This window comes from Deinococcus aquiradiocola (genome assembly GCF_014646915.1).
GTDB lineage: Bacteria > Deinococcota > Deinococci > Deinococcales > Deinococcaceae > Deinococcus > Deinococcus aquiradiocola.
The window spans coordinates 14,108-32,025 of the sequence record NZ_BMOE01000010.1 but is presented as its reverse complement, the minus strand read 5'-3'; the positions used below and the strand labels follow the sequence as shown (position 1 = coordinate 32,025).

General features: G+C 69.4%; 15 protein-coding genes and 1 tRNA gene. 10 read left to right on the top strand and 6 right to left on the bottom strand.

Translation table 11 applies throughout. The annotated features are described in order from the left end of the window. Nucleotides 1–2 precede the first annotated feature (2 nt). The 8 genes from ruvB to IEY33_RS13610 all read left to right on the top strand — a co-directional run bounded on the left by ruvB (nt 3) and on the right by IEY33_RS13610 (nt 8,991). A complete protein-coding gene (gene ruvB / locus IEY33_RS13645) occupies nt 3–1,004 on the top strand; it encodes a Holliday junction branch migration DNA helicase RuvB (RefSeq protein WP_188963840.1) in 1,002 nt (333 codons plus the stop codon). A gap of 279 nt (nt 1,005–1,283) precedes the next feature. Continuing rightward, entirely contained in the window at nt 1,284–3,050 is a 1,767-nt protein-coding gene (locus tag IEY33_RS13640; RefSeq protein ID WP_188963839.1) for an NAD-dependent malic enzyme, read from the top strand. A 95-nt stretch (nt 3,051–3,145) separates the two neighbouring features. After that, nucleotides 3,146–3,883 (top strand): DUF1045 domain-containing protein, encoded by a 738-nt coding sequence (locus IEY33_RS13635; RefSeq protein WP_188963838.1) that lies wholly within the window; start codon nt 3,146–3,148, stop codon nt 3,881–3,883. 454 nt (nt 3,884–4,337) lie between these two features. Then, the gene (locus IEY33_RS13630) at nt 4,338–4,814 is read left to right on the top strand and encodes an NUDIX domain-containing protein (RefSeq protein WP_188963837.1); all 477 of its coding nucleotides are present in this window, start codon (nt 4,338–4,340) and stop codon (nt 4,812–4,814) included. Between the two features lie 7 nt (nt 4,815–4,821). After that, a complete protein-coding gene (locus tag IEY33_RS13625) occupies nt 4,822–6,243 on the top strand; it encodes a M1 family metallopeptidase (protein ID WP_229671018.1) in 1,422 nt (473 codons plus the stop codon). A 56-nt stretch (nt 6,244–6,299) separates the two neighbouring features. Then, the gene (locus tag IEY33_RS13620) at nt 6,300–7,061 is read left to right on the top strand and encodes a BON domain-containing protein (protein ID WP_188963836.1); all 762 of its coding nucleotides are present in this window, start codon (nt 6,300–6,302) and stop codon (nt 7,059–7,061) included. A gap of 84 nt (nt 7,062–7,145) precedes the next feature. Beyond that, nucleotides 7,146–7,589 carry an acyl-CoA thioesterase gene (locus IEY33_RS13615; RefSeq protein WP_188963835.1) on the top strand — a complete coding sequence of 148 codons (444 nt, stop codon included), beginning with the start codon at nt 7,146–7,148 and terminating at the stop codon, nt 7,587–7,589. 46 nt (nt 7,590–7,635) lie between these two features. After that, entirely contained in the window at nt 7,636–8,991 is a 1,356-nt protein-coding gene (locus tag IEY33_RS13610) for a transaminase (RefSeq protein WP_188963834.1), read from the top strand. Nucleotides 8,992–9,018: 27 nt separating this feature from the next. On the opposite strand, the gene IEY33_RS13605 is transcribed toward IEY33_RS13610, so the two are convergent. Together IEY33_RS13605 and IEY33_RS13600 are read right to left on the bottom strand one after the other, a co-directional pair. Continuing rightward, complete coding sequence (locus IEY33_RS13605) at nt 9,019–9,471, bottom strand: hypothetical protein (RefSeq protein ID WP_188963833.1); 453 nt, start codon at nt 9,469–9,471, stop codon at nt 9,019–9,021. A gap of 226 nt (nt 9,472–9,697) precedes the next feature. After that, nucleotides 9,698–11,698, bottom strand: coding sequence for a DNA gyrase subunit B (locus IEY33_RS13600; RefSeq protein WP_188963927.1), 2,001 nt, complete (start codon nt 11,696–11,698; stop codon nt 9,698–9,700). Nucleotides 11,699–12,004: 306 nt separating this feature from the next. Here IEY33_RS13600 and IEY33_RS13595 point away from each other — a divergent pair, with 306 nt between their 5' ends. Next, the gene (locus IEY33_RS13595; RefSeq protein WP_188963832.1) at nt 12,005–12,484 is read left to right on the top strand and encodes a hypothetical protein; all 480 of its coding nucleotides are present in this window, start codon (nt 12,005–12,007) and stop codon (nt 12,482–12,484) included. A gap of 66 nt (nt 12,485–12,550) precedes the next feature. Here the strand turns inward: IEY33_RS13595 and IEY33_RS13590 are convergent, their stop codons facing one another. After that, entirely contained in the window at nt 12,551–13,462 is a 912-nt protein-coding gene (locus IEY33_RS13590; protein WP_188963831.1) for an SIS domain-containing protein, read from the bottom strand. A 311-nt stretch (nt 13,463–13,773) separates the two neighbouring features. After that, nucleotides 13,774–13,850: transfer RNA gene (locus IEY33_RS13585), tRNA-Arg, on the bottom strand. A gap of 40 nt (nt 13,851–13,890) precedes the next feature. On the opposite strand from IEY33_RS13585, the gene IEY33_RS13580 reads away from it, so the two are divergent. Then, complete coding sequence (locus IEY33_RS13580) at nt 13,891–15,774, top strand: peptidylprolyl isomerase (RefSeq protein WP_188963830.1); 1,884 nt, start codon at nt 13,891–13,893, stop codon at nt 15,772–15,774. A gap of 155 nt (nt 15,775–15,929) precedes the next feature. On the opposite strand, the gene IEY33_RS13575 is transcribed toward IEY33_RS13580, so the two are convergent. Then, nucleotides 15,930–16,508 carry a DUF4388 domain-containing protein gene (locus IEY33_RS13575; RefSeq protein ID WP_188963829.1) on the bottom strand — a complete coding sequence of 193 codons (579 nt, stop codon included), beginning with the start codon at nt 16,506–16,508 and terminating at the stop codon, nt 15,930–15,932. A gap of 145 nt (nt 16,509–16,653) precedes the next feature. Beyond that, nucleotides 16,654–17,793 (bottom strand): NAD(P)/FAD-dependent oxidoreductase, encoded by a 1,140-nt coding sequence (locus IEY33_RS13570; protein WP_188963828.1) that lies wholly within the window; start codon nt 17,791–17,793, stop codon nt 16,654–16,656. Between the last annotated feature and the right edge of the window lie 125 nt (nt 17,794–17,918).

The following is a 17,918-nucleotide window of genomic DNA, read 5'->3' as shown; positions in this document are numbered from 1 at the left end:
TCATGTCAGCGCCCGAGTCCGCCCACCCCGACACCGCACTGCGCCCCAAGACCCTGGCCGAATACGTCGGTCAGGTGCGGCTCAAGGAGAAGCTCGGCGTGTACCTGCAGGCCGCGCGCGGCCGCAAGGAGGCGCTCGACCACACCCTGCTCTTCGGACCTCCCGGCCTCGGCAAGACCACGCTGGCACACATCATCGCGCACGAACTCGGCGTGAACGTCCGCGTGACGAGCGGCCCCGCCATCGAGAAGCCCGGCGACCTCGCCGCCATCCTCACCAACAGCCTGGAGGAGGGCGACGTGCTGTTCATCGACGAGATCCACCGCCTGGGCCGCGTGGCCGAGGAGCACCTGTACCCCGCCATGGAGGACTTCAAGCTCGACATCGTGCTGGGTCAGGGACCGGCGGCCCGCACCATCGAACTGCCGCTGCCGCGCTTCACGCTGGTGGGCGCCACCACCCGCCCCGGCCTGATCACGGCCCCCATGCGCAGCCGCTTCGGGATCATCGAGCACCTGGAGTACTACACGCCCGAGGAGATCGCGCAGAACCTCCTGCGCGACGCGCGCCTGCTGGGTTTCGGGCTCGACCCGGACGCGGCGCTGGAGATCGGCGGGCGCTCGCGCGGCACCATGCGCATCGCCAAGCGCCTGCTGCGCCGCGTGCGTGACTACGCGGACGTGGCGGGCGAGACGCTGATCGGGATGGAGCGCGCACACACCGCACTCGACAAGCTCGGGCTGGACACGGCGGGCCTCGACGACCGCGACAAGAAGTACCTCGAGACGCTCATTCACCGCTTCGCGGGCGGCCCGGTCGGCGTGGACACCCTGGCGACCGCCATCAGCGAGGACGCCTTGACGCTGGAGGACGTGTACGAGCCGTACCTGATCCAGCTGGGCTTCATCAAGCGCACGCCGCGCGGCCGGGTCGCCACCGCGCACGCCTACGACCACCTGGGGCTGCCCGTATCGGACGACGGCCGCCTCGGCTTCTTCAACTGATCCCGGACCGGGCGGAATGCGGAGCCGCCACCCGGCCGCGCGCCCACACGTCCAGTCTGGAGGAGACGAAAGCGGGCAGGTGTCCCCTCCTGCGGAGCTGTGCCAGTCTCCTGCGGAGCTGGACCAGTCACGGGCGCCGATGTGTCCAGGAAGGGACGCCGGTACATGCCCCGGCGTCCCTGTCATCGGAGCGACACCGGAAGACGCCCGGCCTTCACCAGCACTGAACACAATGCACAAAAATGTGCGCCCGCTCCCATGCTCTACACTTGACCGGCTATGGCCAGGGTCTCCCGTTACTACGATGTGAAGCGCGACGAACACGACCGGCGGTACCTCGAGGTCAACGTCACGGGCTTCTCGCTGCTGCACATCCCGCTGCTGAACAAATCCACCGGCTTCAGTGCCGAGGAACGCAAGCTGCTGGGCCTCCAGGGCCTCGTGCCGCCCCACCAGAGCACCCTGGAGGAGCAGAAGGAACGCACGTACCGCCGCTACCTGCAGCAGTCGAGCGACCTGGAGCGGCACGTGTACCTGCGTTCGCTGCAGGACCGCAACGAGGTGCTGTTCTACGCGATGCTGGAAGATCACCTGGAGGAGATGCTTCCCATCCTGTACACGCCGACGGTGGGTGAGGCCGTCAAGGCGTTCAGTGACCTGTACCGTTACCCGCGCGGCCTGGTGGTCAGCACGGGCGACCTCGAAACGCTGGACGAGTCGCTCGACAACCTGCCGCTGGACGACGTGCGCATGATCGTGGCGACGGATTCCAGCGCAATCCTGGGCATCGGGGATCAGGGGTTCGGCGGCATGGCGATCAGCATCGGCAAGCTCAGCCTGTACACGGCGGCGGGCGGGGTCGGGCCGGACAAGACCCTGCCGGTGGAGCTGGACGTCGGCACGAACCGGCAGGACCTGCTGGACGACCCGCTGTACCTGGGCGTGCACCACACGCGCCTGACGGGCGAGGCGTACGACGAGTTCCTCGACCGGTTCGTGGAGGGCGTGCAGGCGCGGTACCCGAAGGCGATCATCCAGTGGGAGGACTTCGCGAAGGGCGCGGCGTTCCGGGTGCTGGAACGCTACCGGCGCGTCGTGCCGAGCTTCAACGACGACATTCAGGGCACGGGCGCCATGGCGCTCGCGGGCCTGCTGAGTGCCGCGCGCATGAAGGGCGAACGCTTCGAGGATCAGGTGTTCGTGGTGGTCGGTGCGGGCGCGGGCGGGATCGGCGTGGCGGGCGCGATCCGGCAGGGCCTGATCGGCGCGGGCCTCAGCCTGCAGGACGCGGCGCGGCGCGTGTACGTCGTGGACCGTCAGGGGCTGCTGGTACAGGGGCAGCCGGAACTGGAGGATCACCAGCGGAGCTTCGCGCGGCCCGCGTCGGAACTCGCGGACTGGACCTTCGAGGGCAGCGTCCCGAACCTGCAGGACACCGTCCGGAACGCCCGCGCGACCGCGCTGCTGGGCCTGTCCGGCGTGAGCGGGCTGTTCTCGCAGGCGGTGATCGAGGCGGTCGCGGCGAACACGGCGCGTCCCGTGATCTTCCCGCTCAGCAACCCGACCAGCAACGTGGAAGCGCTGCCGGAAGAGATCGTGCGCTGGACGGGCGGGCAGGCCATCGTGGCGTCCGGCAGTCCTTTCGCGGACGTGCCGCACCGCACGCACGACGGGATCGACGCGGTCGTGCCGGTCGGGCAGGGCAACAACGTCTTCATCTTCCCGGGCCTGGGGTTCGGGGCGATCATCAGCCGGGCGCGCGAGATCACGGACGGCATGGTGATGGAGGCCGCGCGCACGCTGGCGGACCACACCGACGTGTCGGGCGGCCGCGTGTACCCGCACATCCAGGACCTGCGCGAGGTGAGCATCCAGATCGCGGTACGGGTGGCGCGGCAGGCGATCACGGAAGGCGTGGCCGCCGAGCGGCGCGTGCGCGTCATGACGGACGAGCAGCTGATGGCCTTCGTGCGCCGCCGGTACTGGGTGCCGAAGTACCTGCCGTACCGCAGGGCGGCGGCGCTGCTGCCCGAGAACCGCCGCTGACCAACCGCCGCTGACCCGGCGTCAGACGGGCGGGCGCGGGATGGGGGCAACGTGCGGGTGATGATGGCCTGACGCGCGCTTCCTACACTGCCCGCATGACTGCCTCCCGCCTGACCGCCGAGGGAACGCGTTTCGCCGTGTACGTCTGCCCGCCCGCCGACAGCGCCCTGTACCGGCTGGGCAGCGAGGTGCTCGGCTACGACGTGCGCGCCCGGCAGGTGCGGCCACTCCCGGCGGACGTGCGGCCCGAATGGCAGGCGCTGGCCGGACCGTACGGCTTTCACCTGACGCTGGTGGAGGGCTTCTGGTGCGCGGCGGCGTCCCTGCCCGCCATCGAGGCGGAAGTGCGGGCCGCCGCCGCGTGCCTGTCCCCGGCGGCGGACGTGAGCCTGCACGCGGGCCGCATGGAGTACCGGTCCGGGACGGGCATCGGCCTGATGTTCGGGCCGTCCCCGCACCTGCTGGTGCTGCACACGCTGCTGCTCGCCCGGCTCGCGCCGTTCGTGACGGACTCGCCGTTCGAGGTGCGCCTGCGCCGAGACCCCGCCCTGTACCCGGCCGGGTGGCAGCGGCAACGGCTGGCGCTGCTGCGCACGCCGCGCGGCCTGGACACCTTCGAACCGCACTACACCCTGGTGGACCCCTGCCTGGGCAGCGCGCAGGAACGCGAGGCGCTCGGGCAGCGGCTGTCGCGGGACTTCGCGGCGTTCCTGACGACCCCCATGCCGGTGGAGTCGGTCAGCCTGTTCGTGAAACCGGACGGGGAGGAACGCTGGCAGGTCCGGGCGGACATCCCACTGCCCGCCGTGCGGCGGGAACTGCAGCGCACCTGATCCGGTTCTGAGCGCGACTTCAGGATGTCATCCGGTTTTTATCCGATTCCAGGGATGCCGGAAGCAGCACCGACATCCCTTCTTGGGCAGAACGGACGCCCTGCAGGACGCCTGCCCGCTTCCATCTCCTCAAAACCGTACTTGTTGGCACTCGCTTCGCTCGGCTGAACTCTACAAGTTCAGCTCAAAACCGTATCAGCCGGGCGGAACGCGAAGCCGCTGCCCGGCCGCGAGGACCAGAACGTACGGTGTTGTTCCGATTCCAGAGCCGCCGGGAACACCGCCCACATCCCTTCCGTCTCCTCAGCACCGGATGACCCGGCTGGCGTCCGGGGGCCGCGCCGCCCGTGCGGCCGGACCTGCCCGCCTGTCACCCGGACCGGACCCGCAGGAGGCCGGGATGAAGGGGTCGTGTGCGTCCACGTGGGCGCGTCCTGCACTACACTGTTCGGCAATGACCCACCTGTCTCGTACCCTGCCCATCAAGCGGGCGGCCCACGTGTACCTCGTTCAAGACGGCATGCTGCTGCTGGTGGCCGAACGGATGGATGACGGCAGCATCTTCTACGGCCTGCCGGGCGGCAAGGCGGGCGCGGGCGAGAGCCTCGCGGACGCGGCGGTCCGGCAGGTGCGGCTGGAGACGGGCCTGATCGTGACGGACCTGAACTTCGTGTCGCTGCTGGAAGGCGAGATGCTGACCGGCACCAAGAACGAGTGCTACGCGAACTTCGGGCGCTTCACCGCGAACTTCCGGGGTGAACTGAACCCCACCGACCCGGAAGTGGTCGGCACGAAGTGGGTGCCGTTCGCGGACGTGCTGAGCCTCGTGCGGTACGGCCCGCCGCCGGAGGTGGAGGAACGCAACCCGCTCATCTGGGTGCCGACCCGTGACTTCCTGCGCGGTGAAGCGCGCACGTACTACCCGATCTGAGGTCCGGGTGCGTCCGGCGGCCTGGAGGGGACGGGGGTGGCGCGCGCCGCTCGCGGCGGTGCTGCTGTGCCTGCCGGGCATGGTGCGGGCGCAGGGGCAGGCCGCGCCTGTCACGGTCCCGGCCGGGTTCACCCTGCCGGAGGGCGCGGGGGACCGCATCTACCCGCAGCTGGGCGACGCGGGCCTGGATGTCCTGCACTACGACCTGAGCCTCACGTCCGACCCGCGCGTGGACGAGCTGAGCGGGCGCGCCGTGCTGACCGTGACGGCCCTGCGGGAGCTCGCGCAGGTGAACCTGGATTTCGAGGGGCTGACCGTGACGGGCGCGAAGATAGACGGCACGCCCGCCCGGCACGCGCAGGTGGGCACGAAACTGCTGCTGCGTCCCGCGCGTCCCGTCCCGGCGGGCGCGACCTTCACGGTGACGGTCGCGTACCGTGGCACGCCGCCCCTGCACCTCGACCCGGCGGACGGGCTGCGGCTCGGGTGGATCACGCAGGCGGGCGGGAGTTACGTGCTGTCCGAGCCGGACGGGTCGCACACGTTCTTCCCGTGCAACGACGTGCCTGCCGACGGCGCGACGTACAGCGTGCATCTGGACGTGCCGGAAGGGTTCGTGGGCGTGGCGGGGGGCGTGCCGGGCGACCCCGTGACGGCGGGCGGCCGCACGCGCGCGTCGTTCGAGCTGCCGTTCGAGATTCCCACGTACGCGATGACGGTGCACGTGGGGCGGCTGCAGGTCGTGCCCCGGCCGGGCTTCGCGGGCGTGACGGTGCGCGACGTGTTCCCGCGGGACGTGGACGACGCGGTGCGGTCGTCGTTCGGAAGTCCGGCGCGGATGCTGGAGGTCCTGAGCGGCTGGTTCGGGCCGTTCCCGTACCCGCTGTACGGCGTGGCGGTCGTGAACGACCCGCAGATCCCGGCGCTGGAGACGGCGACGCTCAGCACCTTCCCTGCGCGCGCGCAGGGGGAGCGGGTCGCGGCGCACGAGATGGCGCACCAGTGGTTCGGGGACAGCGTGCGGCTGGCGGACTGGTCGGACGTGTGGCTGAACGAGGGCTTCGCGACGTACGCTGAGCAACTCTATCTCGAGGCGCAGGGCGAAGATCCGGGCGCGCTGCCTGCCCGCTGGTACAGTTCGCTCCGCAACGCGCCCGCGCGGGGCCTCGTGGCGCGGAGCGCGCCGCAGCTCTTCGACACGAGCAGTTACCTGCGCGGCGCGCTGGCCCTGCACGCCCTGCGGGGAGCGGTGGGGGACGGGGTGTTCCGGGAGGTGCTGCGGACGTACGTGACGCGCTTCACGGGGCGGGCCGTCCGGACGGCGGACCTGCTGGACGTCGTGCGGGACGTGGCCGGGCAGGCGGGGACGGACGCCGTGACGCCGTGGGTGGTGGGGCCGGACCTCCCCCCCCTGCCCCCCGCTTCCTAAAGGGCCTCTCATACGGACCGTGAGCGGCGTCACGCTCCTTCTGTCAGCATGAACCCATGTGGCCTTTTGGAAAGTCGACGGTTGACCGCATCAAGGATGCGTTCAAAGCTCAAGCCCTGCTGGCCCCCCTCAACCTGGATGTCCGGGTGGAGAACGGCACGGCCTTCGTGACCGGTCAGGTCCCCAACGACAAGTACGGCGGGCTGGTACGGGTCGTGGCAGGCGGCATCGACGGCGTGAAGAACGTCGACGTGAGCGGCCTCGTGCCGCAGCAGACCGCCCCGGCGGCTGCCCCTGCGCCTGCCGCCCCGACCGCGAGCGTCGAGACGGGCACGCCCGTGCAGGCGAGCGCCCCCACCTCCGGGTCGTACGACGACGCGCAGGGCGACGACATCGTGCAGAAGGCGATGGAGGAGCACAGCCGCATCGCCAAGGGCGTCTGGAACGCCATCAAGGCGAACGGCGAACTGAAGGACGACCCCATCGACGTGCTGCAGAGCGGCAGCAGCATCATCCTGCAGGGCGCGGTGGACAGCGAGCACGAACTGCACCTCGCCGCGCAGCTCGCGCGCAGCGTGGACGGCGTGCAGGCCGTGGACGCCAGCGGACTGAAGGTCACGGGCGGCGCGAAGGAACTCACCAAGGAGAAGGACGCGGGCGGCGACACCGTGTACACCGTCAAGGCGGGCGACAACCTGAGCACCATCGCGCAGAAGTACTTCGGTGACGCCAGCAAGTACCGCGACATCGCGCACTACAACAACATCTCCAACCCCGACCTGATTCAGGTGGGCCAGAAGATCCGCATCCCCGGCTGAACGCCGCAGGCGCGCAGAGCGGCCGCTCCCGGGTGGGGCGGCCGCTCGCCTGTCGTCCAGCCGGACGTGGGCTACCCTGAACGCATGACCGCGACCCGCCGTCCCCTGGGCGACTACCCGTACACGCACGCCCTGCAGACCCGCTGGAGCGACAACGACGTGTACGGGCACGTCAACAACGTCACGTACTACGCGTACTTCGACACGGCCGTGAACGCGTTCCTGATCCGCGAGGGCCCGCTGGACCCGGAGCGCGGCGACGTGATCGGGCTGGTGGTCGAGACGGGCTGTCAGTACTTCTCGTCCCTGAGTTTCCCCGACGCGCTGACGGTCGGCGTGGCGGTGGAGCGCCTGGGGAACAGCAGCGTCCGCTACCGGCTCGGGGTGTTCCGGGCGGGGCAGGACGAGCCGTGCGCGCAGGGGCACTTCGTGCACGTGTATGTGGACCGCGGCACGCGCCGCCCCGTGCCGCTCCCGGGCCCGCTGCGCGCGGCGCTCGCGTCCCTGCAGGTGGAGCCTTCCACCTGATCCGGGTTCCGTCCGCCCGCACACGGTCCTCCCGGTATGCTGTGACATGCCCCAGACCGTGACGGATGACCGGCTCGTCTCCCTGCTCGCGCAGGAAGAGGCGCGTTTCGTGGACCTGCACCCCCGCTCCGCCGCACTCGCCCGCGAGGCGCGCACGCACCTGCTGTCGGGCGTGCCGATGGCATGGATGACGCGCTGGCCGGGACCGTTCCCGCTGTTCCTGCAGGAGGCGAGCGGCGCGCACTTCCGGGACGTGGACGGCCTCTCGTACCTGGACCTGTGCCTGGGCGACACGGGCGCCATGACCGGGCACGCGCTCCCGCAGGTGGCGGAGGCGCTGCACGCGCAGGCGCTGCGCGGCATCACGACCATGCTCCCCAGCCCGGACGCGGCGTGGGTGGCGGGCGAACTCGCGCGGCGCTTCGGGCTGCCGAAATGGCAGCTGGCCATGACGGCCACCGACGCGAACCGGTTCGTGATCCGTCTCGCGCGGCAGCTGAGCGGGAAACGCAGGATTCTGGTGTTCGACTACTGTTACCACGGGACGGTGGAGGAAGCACTCGTGATGCAGGGCGAGCACGGCGAGGTCCTCCCCCGTCCCGGCAATCTCGGGTGGGGCGCGCACCCGTCCGAGCTGAGCCGCGTCGCACAGTTCAACGACCTGAGGGGCGTGGAGGACGCCCTGCGGCACGGGGACGTGGCGGCCGTCCTGACGGAACCGGCCCTGACGAACATCGGGATCGTGCTGCCGGACGAGGGCTTCCTGGCAGGACTGCGGGACCTGTGCGACCGCTACGGCGCGTTCCTGATCCTGGACGAGACGCACACCATCTGCGCCGGGCCGGGCGGCGCGACGCGCGAGTGGGGCCTGCAGCCGGACTTCTTCGTGATCGGCAAACCGCTCGGGGGCGGCATGCCGACCGCCGCGTACGGCATGACGGACGACATCGCCGGGCGGCTCGCGCCGTTCCTGACGGGAGTGGACGTGGACGTGAGCGGCATCGGCGGGACGCTCACCGGAAGTGCGCTGGCGCTCGCCGCCATGCGCGCCACACTGTCCAGCGCCCTGCGCGACGAGGACTTCGCACGGGCCGTCCCGCTGGCGCGCGCGTGGGCGGACGGCGTGCAGGGCGTGATCGACCGGCATGGCCTGCCGTGGACGGTGCAGGTGCTCGGCTGCCGCGCCGAGTACTGGTTCTGCCCCGCCCCCCGCAACGGGCGCGAGGCGGCCGCCGCGGGTCAGCCGCTGCTGGACGCGTACCTGCACCTGTTCCTGCTGAACCGGGGCGTCCTGATGACGCCGTTCCACAACATGGCACTCCTCAGTCCGCACCACACGCAGGCGGACGTGGACCGGCACACGGAAGTGTTCGCACAGGCGGTCGCGTCCCTGCTGGCCTGAGGCGGTACAGGTTCAGGCAGGCCACGTTCAGGCGGGCAGCCAGGGCGGGTACTGCGTCAGCAGCCAGCCGAACGCGCAGGCATGCAGCAGCGCGGGCCACGCGCGCCGCCACACGGGCACACCCCGCCGGGAGGGTGAGGCCCGCAGGGCCGTCACGGTCAGCAGCGCGTACGAGGCCAGCACCAGCAGGGCCGCCAGCAGCACCAGCGCCGCCGCGAGCGCCGGGGTACGCTCCGCCAGGCCCGTCACGCTGACGTGCATGGTGACGGCCCACGCCGCCCACCAGTCCAGCAGCGTCAACGCCAGCGTCAGCAGGTGCCGGTCCGCGCGGCCCAGCAGCGACTGCCCGCTGCCGGGCAGCAGCACGTTCAGCAGCACCACCGCCCACACCGGCACGCGACGAATGCGCGGCGACGGGGGCGACCCTGCTGGCGCGCCCTCACGCGCCTCGTCCTGCCCGGTCGTCTTCGCGCCGCTCACGCGGCCAGTGTACCCGCCGCGCCGCACGGGATTGACCCGGCTGCGGGAAGGCCGGAGCTGACACCGGCATTCATTTCGTCTCCCCCGAACGGTTTTCCCGGTCCTCGCGGCCGGGCGGCAGCTTCAGGTTCCGCCCGGCTGAACTCCAGGCGTTCAGCCCGGTCTGGTCCCATAAGGCAGGAGGCCCACCGTGACAGGTGGGCCTCCTGAAGGACAGGGTCGCGGGTTACACCGAGATCTCGGCGTAGCGGGCGTTCTCCTGGATGAACAGTTTGCGCGGGCCGACCTCGACGCCCATCAGGGCATCGAAGACATTGTTGGCGTCGATGAGATCCTCGATGCCGACGTGCTTCAGCACGCGCTTCTCGGGGTCCATGGTCGTCTCCCACAGCTGCTCGGCGTTCATCTCGCCGAGTCCCTTGAAGCGCTGGATCTCGTACTTCTTGCCTTCGCGGTTGGCGCGCGCGACGTGAATCTTGAGCTGTTCCTCGTCGTACAGGTACACGCCTTTCTTCTCGCGGCCCACCATGATGCGGTACAGGGGCGGCTGCGCGATGTACAGGTGGCCCTGCTCGACCACGGGACGCATGTAGCGGTAGAAGAACGTGAGGAGGAGCGTGGTGATGTGGCCGCCGTCCATGTCGGCGTCCGTCATGATCACGATCTTGTGGTAGCGGAGGTTGGAGAGGTCGAAGTGCATGTTGTCGCCGGTGCCTTCGACGCCCGCCCCGATCGCGCCGATCAGGCTGCGGATCTCGGCGTTCTTGAGGATCTTGTTCAGTTCGGCCTTCTCGACGTTCAGGATCTTGCCGCGCAGCGGGAGGATCGCCTGGAAGCGGCGTTCGCGGCCGCCCTTGGCGCTGCCGCCTGCGGAGTTCCCTTCCACGATGAACAGTTCGCTCTCGGAGGGGTCCTGCGACGAGCAGTCGGCGAGCTTGCCGGGCAGGTCGTCGTTCTCGAGGGGGTTGCTGCGGCGGATGATGTCGCGCGCCTTGCGGGCGGCCTCGCGGGCGCGGGCGGCCTCGGCGGCCTTCTCGACGATGATCTTGCCGACCTTGGGGTTCTCTTCGAGGAATTCGGCGAACTTCTCGCCGACCACGGCGTTCACGGCCGTCTGCGCCTCGCTGTTGAGCAGCTTGACTTTGGCCTGCGATTCGAACTGCGGTTCGCCGAGCTTGACGCTCACGACGCAGTAGATGCCTTCGAGCAGGTCCTCGCCGCTGGGGACGGGGTTGCCGGCCTTGATCATGTTCTTGTTCTGCGCGTACTTGTTGAGGATGCGGGTGTACGCGGTCTTGAAGCCGGTCAGGGGCGTGCCGCCGTCGCGGGTGCGGATCATGTTGGCGTACGTGAGGATGTTGTCGGCGCTGTACGTGTTGGCGTGAATGAAGCTGACTTCGACGTCCACGCCGCTGTGGCTGCCGCGCATGGTGATCGGCTGGTCGTACAGCAGTTTGGTGTCGTCCGTGACGAGGGCGCGCGCGAAGTTGGCGATGCCGCCCTGCTCGTGGAACACCTCGCGGCGCACCTCGCCGCCGTGCAGTTCCTTGCGTTCGTCGGTCAGGATGATCTTCAGGCCGGTCAGGTAGCTCAGTTCGCGCAGGCGGCGGCGGATGCGGTCGTAGTCGAACTGGTTGGCGAACTCGGTGAAGACGGTGGCGTCCGGCAGGAAGCTGACGCGCGTGGCCCAGGTCACGTCGGCAGGCGTGGGGCCGGTCACTTCGAGCGGCACGGTAAGGTCGCCGCGCTCGAAGCGGATGTGGTGCAGTTCGCCGCCCTTGTTGACGGTCACGTCGAGGTACGTGGAGAGGGCGTTCACGACGCTGCTGCCCACGCCGTGCAGGCCGCCGGCGACCTTGTAGGCGCCGCCGCCGAACTTGCCGCCCGCGTGCAGTTCGGTGAAGATCACCTCGATGGCGGGGCGTCCTTCGCTCGCCATCATGTCGACGGGAATGCCGCGTCCGTCGTCGGTGATGGTGGCGGCGCCGCCCTCGTGCATGGTGACGGTCACTTCGTGCGCGAAGCCGCCGAGGCCCTCGTCGATGGCGTTGTCGATGATCTCGGTCATGAGCTGGTGGTAGCCGTCGATGCCGGTGCCGCCCTGCACGTACATGCCGGGGCGTTTACGGACCGCTTCGAGGCCCTTCAGGACGCTGATGCTGCTGGCGTTGTACTCGCCCTGGACGGTGGTGCCCTGGGTGTCGGGTTCGCTGGCGGTGGGGGTCAGGGTATCTGCTGGTTGGGTCACGTTGCTCCTTGCTGCGGGGGGTCGTCCGGTGGGCCGGGGCGGGGGGTGCCCGTCCGTGGTCCGTGCGCCGATGGGTGGTGCCGGACGACCCTCTTGATTCGTAAAAAATGGGCGCTGGGTGCGCTCACCTGCAATGCTTGAGTATATCACCCGGCTCAGAACGGGTCAAGATAAATATGCTTCGTGCGTAATCGGGGAGGCCGGTTCTACGTTGCCCGAGCCACGCCTCACACGCACTTCCGGCCGGTCCCTGCACCCCCGCCACCCCTCACGGTAGGCTGAGTCATGGCATTCCTCCTCTGGCTTCACAACTGGCAGGTGGCGACCCCCTTCGCCCTCGTGATCCCCACCCCGCTCGCCATCGCCGCACTCGTGCTCTTCGTGTGGAGCATCGGCCCCGCCATCCGCCTGAGGGTGGGCCGCCCCATGATCTGGTGGCTGCGCCTCACCTGGGTGCTGACGCTGCTGCCCGCCGTCACCGGCGTCATCCTCGCGCTGGGCGGCCACAAGGTCGCCAGTGCCGTCGCCGCCGCCGGAGAAGCCACCACGAAGTACGGCTACGCGCCCGACCCCAAACGCAACTTCGAGCACTGGATGTACGCGGGCCTCACCGTCATCAGCCTGTACATCATCGAGGTGATCATCCAGAGCAAACTCGTCAGCCCCAAGGTCGGCCTGCGCCTGCTGCCACTGGTGACGTTCTTCATGTGGGGCTGCACCTTCATGATCTACCGCGTCGCCGTGCTGCCCGGCAGCCCCTCCTGACACAGCCCGCCCCGCACGGCGACCCGGCCGGCGGGCCGCCGCGTCACCGCCTGCCCTGAATCCGGGTCAGTTGAGGTCCTCGCCGGGCGTGCCGGTCACCAGCGTGCCGGTCACCAGCGTGGCGAGCACCTGCACGAGCGCGGGGCTGTCCTCGGGGCTCACGCCCTCGCGCTCCGCGAGGTACGCGGCCGTCCACGCCGCGAAGTACCACATGGCGAGCGCGCCCGCGTACCCGCTCGACCCTTCCGGGAACGGCACGAGCGTCACCTCGTCGATCCGCGTCTCCAGCACCTCGCGGCACAGGGACATCTCGTGATCCTCGTCGCCCAGGATCAGCGCGAGGCGACCGTCGCCGCGCTCGTGCCGCGCCTCGAACGCGCCCGTCACGGTGTACAGCGGTTCGTGCTCCACCGGCACGCTCAGCACCTTGCCGATCCGGGCGAGCAGGCCCTGCCACACCTCGATCAGCGCGCCCTCCCCCACCGGCGCGAGCAGCAGCGGCGCGCGGCCCCACAGACTCCACGCGAGCTCACGCGCGGGATTGCCTTCCTCGATCTCCGGCACGCAGCGGTCCCGCAGGGCCGTGATGAGCGCCTCGGCCTGCCGGGCCTCGTCCGCGTGGCCGGTCGCGTACGCCACGTACTGCGCGAGGTGGTACGTGCCGAGCACGCCGCCCGGCGCGAGGTACCCGAGGCGGTCGAGGTCGAAGCGGCGGCCCTCGCCCTGCCCGGCACGCACCACGTTCACGCCGCTCACCTCGGCCAGCGCGGCGAAGTCGTCGGCCGCCGCCTGCGTCTCGGGGCTGTTCAGGACAAGCTGCGTGCCGCTGCGCGTCAGGGTGGCCTGCGCGAAGTCCTCGCAAAGGCGCGCGGCGAGACTGGCCTCGCCCAGGCCGAGGAGCCCGAAGGGGCCTTCCAGCGTACGGTCCGGCCCCTGGTAACTGCCGGGAAGGTGGGTCAACTGAGTGAAGATGCTCATTGCCCCAGGCTGACACGGGCACCCGCGAGCGATTGTGAGAAGGTCTGGGGCGAGGCGAGTGCAGGCGGTGCGGCACCTGACGCGAAACGGGCGTGCGGGGAGACGCGAAACGCGCGCCAGAACGCGACTTTTCACACCTTACGCTTTCTTCATGTGAGCGTTTTTGGGCGTGCTAGACTTCCCCGCGTGCCAAGTCGCCCGTCCGTGTCGTTCACTCTCCGTGGCCGCGCGCCGCACCCCGCGGCCAGGCCGTCCAGCACCGGGCCATACAGCACGACCCCGCCTCTGGGGGCAGGGTCGTGGAGTTCATCTGGTGCGCCCGACAGGACTTGAACCTGTGGCCTTTAGCTTCGGAGGCTAACGCTCTATCCAACTGAGCTACGAGCGCAAAGCTCAGGTAACCTAGCACGCAAATTGGAGGAATTCAAGTGAATAAGAAGCTCGCCACTCGCGTCCTGCTAGGGCTTTTCGCCCTCGCGGTCGTCGCAGGACTGCTGTTCAACTTCCTGCCCGCACTCAGCAACCTGAACAGCGGCAATCAGGGCACCACCGCCCTGAAGGTCAACGACGTGACCGTCACCACGCAGCAGCTGGAGAGCGTCCGCACGCAGAACCCGGTGCTCGGTCAGGCCACCACCGGCGTGCTCGGTGACGACTTCAAGACGCTGATCGTGGACCAGCAGATCAACCAGGCGGTCCTGAAGGAAGCGGCCAAGGACCAGAAGATCGAGCGTTCCGCCGTGAACGAACAGGTCACCAAGACCCGCCAGGGCAACAACCTGACGGACAACAAGGCCTGGACGGACGCGCTTCGCACGGCGGGCTTCAGCGACTCCTCGTACCGCGAGTACGTCCGCAGCTCGCTCGCCATCCAGGCGAAAGCGAAGGCCATACAGGACGCCGCGCCGAAACCCACGGACGCGCAGCTGCAGCTGTACTACCAGCTGAACCCGCAGGCCTTCCAGAACGACGCTCGTATCGTGGGCCGCGAGATCGTGGTCGCCACCAAGGCCAGGGCCGACGCGCTGCTCGCGCAGCTCAAGGGTGGCAGCGACTTCGCGGCCCTCGCCACCGCGAACAGCCTCGAGAACAAGGAACGCGGCGGGGCGCTCGGCCCGGTCGAGAACGGCGCGCCGCGCGCCGTCGCGCAGGTGGCGCTGCCCACCGAGGTCGGCGCGGCCGCCTTCGCGCTCACGAAGGGCGGCCTCACGGACGTCGTCACGAGCGGCGGGAAGTTCTACATCGTCAAGGTCGAGAAGTACCTCCCGGCCGCCACCAAGAGCTTCGCGGAAGCGAAGAGCGCCGTGACGGACGCCGTCACCACCGAACTGAAGAACCAGGCGCTCGAACAGTGGATCGACGGCCTGAAGCGCGCCGCCAAAGTCGAAGTGGTCGACAGCACCTGGAAGTACAGCAACCCCACCGTGGCCGTCGTGGACGGCACCAAGATCCCCTACGCCGAGGTGGTGTCCGGCGTGGTCGGCAACCAGCAGTTCAGTGCGCTGCTGCAGCAGGCGCCCGCCGATCAGGCCGCGCCGCTCGTGAACAGCTACCTGAAGCCCGGCATCGTGCAGCAGCTCATCAGCCAGTACGCCGCGCCCGTCATCGTGAAGCAGCAGAACCTCGCGCTGGTCGGCAGCCGCGCCGAACTGCTGTCCGGCCTGACCGCGTACGGCGCGAAGGACGTCAAGGTGACGGACGCCGACGTGGCCGCGTACTACGCCGCGAACCAGAAGCAGTTCCAGACGAACGCCAAGGCGACCGTCACCGAGGCCGTCTTCAAGGACAAGCAGCAGGCGCTCGCGTTCCGTCAGGACTTCAGGAGCGGCGATTTCACGGCGCTGGCCAGCAAGGCGGGCGCGACCGTGTCCGAGCGCGGCGACGTGACCGAGGGCGACAAGAAGCTCAGCGACCCGCTCGACAAGGCCGTGTTCGCCGAGGGTCGCCTGCAGGCGGCCGGTGAGGGCAGCCTGAGCGACGTGGTGGACAACGGCGGCAAGTTCTCGCTGGCATACGTGACGGACCTCGTGAAGGCCAGCGTCAAGCCGCTCGACGAGGTGCGCTCCACCATCAGCGACACGCTGCTCACGCAGAAGAAGCAGGAGGCGTCGAACGCGTACCTGAAGGCGCAGCTGAAGACCGTCAAGACGCAGGACCTGCTGACGCAGGTGCTGGCCGACCAGACGAAGCGTGTCGCGGCCGAGAAACCCGCCGCCACGCCCAGCACGCCCGGCACGTCCACCACACCCGGCACCACCCCGAACAGCACCACCCCCGACACCAAGACGCCCAGCACGCCCGGCAACAAGTAAACCCGGTCACGCCCCCAGCCGGGGGCGACCGGAACGAGCGCGGCCCGCACCGAATTCGGTGCGGGCCGCGCTCATTCCATCTGGTGATGACCGTTCCCAGCTGTGTACTTGCTGCTCCGCTCGGCTGAATTCCTGGAGTTCAGCCCGAAACCGTGTTACTCGGTGACGCCTCGGCGCTGCGGGGCGGGGGCGGTGTCGGTGCGGGGCGGCGGGGCGGGGACCGGTTCGATCAGGCCCGCCTGCCGGAAAGGGTACAGCAGCGCGAGGACCTGCCGGGCGCCCAGGTCGCTCTGCTGCACCATGTCGCGCACGCTCATGCGGCCCACCAGCATCAGGGCGCGGTACTGGTAGCGGTTGACCGGCTGCTGTTCCGTCCAGCGGGGCGTGAAGCGCAGCCACTGCGTCCAGTCGGGGAAGGCCTCCAGCAGGGGTTTCCAGGTGGACTCGTCGACGAGCAGCTGTCTCAGGACGGCGTCCCGGCCTGCCGTGAGGTTGCGTTCGGTGGCAGTCTGTCCGGCCTCGAACAGCAGTTCACCGCTCTGCACGCAGCCGAGGACGGTGAGCGCCTCGGGACCCTGGCGGTTCAGGGCGCGGGCGTACACGAGTTCGCCCTGGTCGAGCCACAGGTCGCCGTCCACCTGTCCCTGGATGCGGAGGTGGCCGGTGCGGCCGCCGTTGAGGAGCATCTGGAGCATGGCCGGGAACGCAAATTCGGTGAGGTCGCCGCGCAGCATACCGTGAATGGTAGCGCACGCCGCCCCCTCCCCTCACCGGGAGTGGTGGGGGGGGTGGCCGCGCTGGGCATTCGGGTAGGGTGCTGGCAAGTGCAGGCCGCCCGGTGATTCCCGGGCGGCCTGCCTGTGCCTGCGGTGCTGGGGGTCAGCTGATGCTGCTGCGCCAGCGCCACTCGGAGGCGCGCTTCATGACGTGGGCGAGGCCGCCCGTCATGGCGAGCTTCTGGTTCCAGGGGAGTTTCATCCAGCCGACGGCCATCAGGCCGCCGAGCGACACGAACTCGCCGAGGGTGTTGGGTTCGTAGGGCTTGAGTTCCTCGCCGGTCGCGAGGCGGATGAGGTTCTTGCCGGTCAGGCGGCCCTGCTGGCCCGCGTGCTGCGCGGTGGTGGGGACGGGCTTGCCGTCCTGGTTGAGGCCCAGGCCCATGTCGCCGACCACGAAGACCTCAGGGTACTCAGGGACGCGCAGGGTGGCGTCCACCACGATGCGGTTGCCGGGGCCCTTCTGGAGGCGTTCGCCCTTGACGATGTCGCGCGCCTGAATGCCGCCCGTCCAGATGATCTTGCCGGCCTGCAGTTCGCGGCTCTGGCCGTCGGCGGTCTGCACGGTGACGGTGCTCTCGGTGGCCTGCGTGATGCGGTGCCCGATGAGCGTCTGGATGCCGTAGCTGTCGAGGGTCGCCTGGGCCTTGCCGCGCAGGGCGTCGTCGAGGACGGGGAGGATCTTGGGGCCGGCCTCGACGAGGTAGATGGAGAAGGGCGGCAGGCCGCGCTCCTTGCTGAGCAGTTCGTTGCGCTGCGCGAGTTCCGTCACGAGTTCCACGCCCGTGAGGCCCGCACCGCCGACCACGATGTCGCGGCTGCCGGTGTACGCGGCGTCGAAGGCGCGGTTGACGAAGGCGAAGATCTCGTCGGCGTCCTTGAGTTCCTTGAGTTCGGTGGCGTTCTCGGCGAGGCCGGGGATGCGGTAGAAGTTCGTGACGGAGCCGAGGCCCACCACGAGGGTGTCGTACGTGAAGGTCTTGCCTTCCTTGGTGGTGACTTCCTTCTTGTCGAGGTCGACGGCTTCGACGGTCAGGTTCTCCATCTGGACGCCGGTGCCCTTGAGGAGCGGCGCGAGGGGCAGCGTGACCTTGGTGTTGTGCGCGGCGGCCTCGTGCAGGCGGGTCTCGAAGGTGTGGTAGGGGTTGCGTTCCAGCATGGTGACGTCGAGGCCGGGGGTGGGCTTGAGTTTGGTGGCAACAGCAAGGCCGGCATAACCAGCACCGAGGATCAGGGTTTTCATGGCAATTCTCCTAGACGGGTCGACGGGCGTGTGTAGGCTTCGAGGTCCGGACGACGGTGTGAAGGCTTTCACAAGTGAGCGCTTGGGCACGGCAGACCGCGAAACTCCACTCCGGATCACCCGGA

Excerpts from the sequence above, each read along its gene's own strand:
- ruvB (WP_188963840.1), top strand. The coding sequence starts at position 3 with ATGTCAGCGCCCGAGTCCGCCCACCCCGACACCGCACTGCGCCCCAAG.
- IEY33_RS13640 (WP_188963839.1), top strand. The coding sequence starts at position 1,284 with ATGGCCAGGGTCTCCCGTTACTACGATGTGAAGCGCGACGAACACGAC.
- IEY33_RS13635 (WP_188963838.1), top strand. The coding sequence starts at position 3,146 with ATGACTGCCTCCCGCCTGACCGCCGAGGGAACGCGTTTCGCCGTGTAC.
- IEY33_RS13630 (WP_188963837.1), top strand. The coding sequence starts at position 4,338 with ATGACCCACCTGTCTCGTACCCTGCCCATCAAGCGGGCGGCCCACGTG.
- IEY33_RS13620 (WP_188963836.1), top strand. The coding sequence starts at position 6,300 with ATGTGGCCTTTTGGAAAGTCGACGGTTGACCGCATCAAGGATGCGTTC.
- IEY33_RS13615 (WP_188963835.1), top strand. The coding sequence starts at position 7,146 with ATGACCGCGACCCGCCGTCCCCTGGGCGACTACCCGTACACGCACGCC.
- IEY33_RS13610 (WP_188963834.1), top strand. The coding sequence starts at position 7,636 with ATGCCCCAGACCGTGACGGATGACCGGCTCGTCTCCCTGCTCGCGCAG.
- IEY33_RS13595 (WP_188963832.1), top strand. The coding sequence starts at position 12,005 with ATGGCATTCCTCCTCTGGCTTCACAACTGGCAGGTGGCGACCCCCTTC.
- IEY33_RS13590 (WP_188963831.1), bottom strand. The coding sequence starts at position 13,462 with ATGAGCATCTTCACTCAGTTGACCCACCTTCCCGGCAGTTACCAGGGG.
- IEY33_RS13575 (WP_188963829.1), bottom strand. The coding sequence starts at position 16,508 with ATGCTGCGCGGCGACCTCACCGAATTTGCGTTCCCGGCCATGCTCCAG.
- IEY33_RS13570 (WP_188963828.1), bottom strand. The coding sequence starts at position 17,793 with ATGAAAACCCTGATCCTCGGTGCTGGTTATGCCGGCCTTGCTGTTGCC.